We start from the raw sequence: 2,926 nt of genomic DNA on the forward strand, positions 1-2,926 counted from the left end.
TGGCGCTGGCCGAGCGGATGGGTGAGTGCCCCCAGGGCTCGGCTGCGCCCAGCCCGCCCCCCAAGGGGGACAAGGCAACTTGGGGCGGCCCGGCGTTGCCTTGCGACGTGCAGATCGTCGACGTGCGAGAAGAACCGGAATTCCTCGACCGCCTGGGCCACCTCTCGGGTGCGCATCTGGTGCCGCTGTCGCAGTTGCTCAGCCGGCTGGACGAGCTGGACCGCCAGCAGCCGGTGGTGGCCGTCTGCCGCTCCGGCGTGCGCTCGGCGCAGGCCAGCGTGCTGCTGGCCAAGAACGGCTTCACGCGAGTGGCCAACCTGGCCGGCGGCATGCTGCGCTGGCACAGCGAGTCGCTGCCGGTGGCGCCGGGCAGCATGGCGGCAACCGGCGAACTGCCGGCCGGCTGAAGCGCTTTTCGGTTCGCCCTGCGGCGAGAATCCGCCGATGGCGCAAGGCAAACGGATTTCGGTCGACATTGGCGATGAGGCCCTCCAGGCCATCAAGGACATGGGGGCAGCCGCCAGGCTTGCGCGCACTGCCGCTGGCGAAGGGCAGGCCGCGGCGGCAGCCCGGCTGGGCGTGCATGTGCAGACCATCGGCCGCATCGAGTCCGGCGAGCCGGGCGTGGCGATCGGGCATGTCATGGGCCTGCTGGCGCTGTACGGCATTTCGACCCGGCTGCAGCCACCGGCGGGCGAGCCGGCCGCCTGAGGCCTCATACTCGGCGACCTTTTCCCTCTTCGAGGCGCTCTGCGCGGGCTTCGTGCCCATGCCGTGCCAGGCTATCTCACCAAGCAGGAAGACATCGCCGTTGACGGCGTGGCGTCGCTGACGATCCGCTCGCTGCTGGACCGCAACCAGTTTGCCGATCCGCTGGGCATTGCCGAGCGCCTGGGCATTTCGTCTGCGTCTTGGTCGCTGTTCGGGCTGCTGTGGCCATCGGGCCATTCGCTGGCCGCGCGCATGGCGCTGCGCCCGGTGCGGGCCGGCGAGCGCATCCTGGAGCTGGGTTGCGGGCTGGCGCTGGCCAGCCTGGTGGCGCACCGGCGCGGCGCGGACATCACCGCCAGTGACCGCCACCCGCTGGCCGATGGTTTCCTGCTGGAAAACCTGCGCCTCAATGAGCTGCCGCCGATGAAATACCGCCACGGCGACTGGGTGCTGGCCGACCCTGTGGATCCGGCGGCGCACGACCTCGATGCAGCAGCGTCCGTCACCGGCCGCTTCGACCTGCTGATCGGCAGCGACCTGCTGTACGACCGCGACGCCAGCGCCGCGCTGGCCGGCTTCATCGGCCGGCATGCGATGGCGCAGGCGGAAGTCTGGATCATCGACCCGGACCGCGACAACCGAGCGGTCTTCAACCGCCTGATGCTGGCGCTGGGCTTCGAGCGGCGCGAGGAGCGGCTGGACCGGGTCGCCTCCGCGGGCGTGCTGGCCTACAAGGGCCGCGCGCTGCTGTACCAGCGCGGCGGCCTCTGAAGCATCAGCCCGCGCGCTGCGGCCGCTTCTGCTGGCCGCGCAAAGCGCGCAGCAGGCCCTGCACTTCGTCGCTGGGCCGCTGCGGGTTCTTCCAGTAGGCCGAGCAGTCCGGCAGCCGGCTGATCAGCTTCATTTCGACCAGCTCGCGCCGCGGCGTGACGTGGTCGCCCCAGGTGGTCCAGGCTTTCAGCAACTCGTTGACCTCACGCTCGGTGTAGCGGCGGTTGGGCTCGAAGCGGGTCCACAGCGCCCACATGGCCAGCCGCTGCACGCTGAACTTGTGCGGCCAGCGCGCCAGCCGGCCCCAGGCGTCGAACTGGGTCAGTGCCTTGGCAGCGTTGGGGCTCAGCGACTCGCGTGGCGCTGCGGCGTCTTCGTTGGCTGCAGGTTCCGGCAACGCGGTCGCGGCCCAGGGATCGACCTCGGCGACGGCGGTCACCGGCGCGGCCTGCAAGGCCTGCAGGTTGCGGTGGCCGGCGGCACGGGCCAGCATGTTGAGCAGTTGCAGGTGGCTGGGCGCCGTGTCGCTCGGCGCACCTTGTGCGCTCAGGTGGTCGCTCAGCTCACGCCGCAGCGACTTGGCGAAGGTCGAAAGATCTTCGCAATGCAGCGGCTGCAAGCGGCGGCCACGTTCGGCCGTTTCGGGAAAGGAAGGATGGGATTCAGGCATCGGTGCACTCCTGCGTGCGCGCGCCGCTCTCTCGAACGGGCTGGGGTCACCGGCTTGCAGCGGCGCACGCCAAAGGCGTGGAACCGAAGGGTTGCGAATCAACCAAGAGGATCAGGGCAGGTTTAGCTTGCAGCGGAAGAAGCCGCTGCACGGTGACGCCTGGGTGAACTGCCGACCAGGCGCCCAGTGTAGCGGAGCAGCCGGTGACGGGGCGCGCCACCGGCCGCTCAGCGTTCAGGGCTTCTTTGCCAGCCCTGGCGCTTCCAGGTCCAGCTGCGCCGCGTCCAGCACCAGCGCCTTGTCGTCCAGCTTCTTCAATGCGTCGCCGGCAGCGCTCAGGTCGCCCACCACCACGGTGCGCAGCGAGGCCTGGGTCCAGTGGCCGGCAGCGTAGGCGCGCACCTGTTCGGCGGTGACGGCCATGACTTCGGGCGCGTGTTTCTGCGCGTCGCTCAGCGGGCGACCGCGGGCGATCAGGTCCATTGCGACGGCGCTGAGGCCGCCGGTGGTCTCGATCTGGCGGCCGAAGTTGCCGACCAGCGTGGCCTTGCGGGCGTCCAGCTCTTCGGCAGCCGGCGCCGCCTCGCCCATCTTCACGACCTCGCCGCGCATCAGTTCGACCACCTGCGCCGCGGTGGCGTTGTTGGTCTGCGTGGCGGCGCTGAGCAGGCCTCCCACGGCCTGGAAGTCCTGCCCGGCGGAGGCGCCGTAGCTCAGGCCGCGCTTGATGCGCACTTCCTGGTTCAGCCGCGCCGAGTAGCCGCCGCCCAGTAC

General features: G+C 70.4%; 5 protein-coding genes. 3 read left to right on the plus strand and 2 right to left on the minus strand.

The features are described from left to right. The 3 genes from FKP22_RS26020 to FKP22_RS26030 form a co-directional block, all read left to right on the plus strand. Positions 1–407 (plus strand): rhodanese-like domain-containing protein (locus FKP22_RS26020; RefSeq protein WP_141290730.1); only part of this gene is annotated, 407 nt, incomplete at its 5' end. 37 nt (positions 408–444) lie between these two features. Continuing rightward, positions 445–711: a helix-turn-helix domain-containing protein gene (locus FKP22_RS26025; protein WP_141290732.1), complete on the plus strand. Its 267-nt coding sequence runs from the start codon at positions 445–447 to the stop codon at positions 709–711. A 63-nt stretch (positions 712–774) separates the two neighbouring features. After that, the gene (locus FKP22_RS26030) at positions 775–1,482 is read left to right on the plus strand and encodes a class I SAM-dependent methyltransferase (RefSeq protein ID WP_141290734.1); all 708 of its coding nucleotides are present in this window, start codon (positions 775–777) and stop codon (positions 1,480–1,482) included. A gap of 4 nt (positions 1,483–1,486) precedes the next feature. Here the strand turns inward: FKP22_RS26030 and FKP22_RS26035 are convergent, their stop codons facing one another. Together FKP22_RS26035 and FKP22_RS26040 are read right to left on the minus strand one after the other, a co-directional pair. After that, positions 1,487–2,152 (minus strand): DUF2087 domain-containing protein, encoded by a 666-nt coding sequence (locus tag FKP22_RS26035; RefSeq protein ID WP_141290736.1) that lies wholly within the window; start codon positions 2,150–2,152, stop codon positions 1,487–1,489. Between the two features lie 234 nt (positions 2,153–2,386). Further along, positions 2,387–2,926, minus strand: a 540-nt coding sequence (locus FKP22_RS26040; protein WP_141290738.1) for a M16 family metallopeptidase, incomplete at its 5' end; no start/stop codon positions are given.

Source organism: Ideonella azotifigens, from assembly GCF_006519715.1.
Taxonomy (GTDB): domain Bacteria; phylum Pseudomonadota; class Gammaproteobacteria; order Burkholderiales; family Burkholderiaceae_C; genus Ideonella; species Ideonella azotifigens.

Bases quoted from the DNA above. Each gene is read 5' to 3' on its own strand.
- FKP22_RS26025 (WP_141290732.1), top strand. From the start codon at position 445: ATGGCGCAAGGCAAACGGATTTCGGTCGACATTGGCGATGAGGCCCTC.
- FKP22_RS26035 (WP_141290736.1), bottom strand. From the start codon at position 2,152: ATGCCTGAATCCCATCCTTCCTTTCCCGAAACGGCCGAACGTGGCCGC.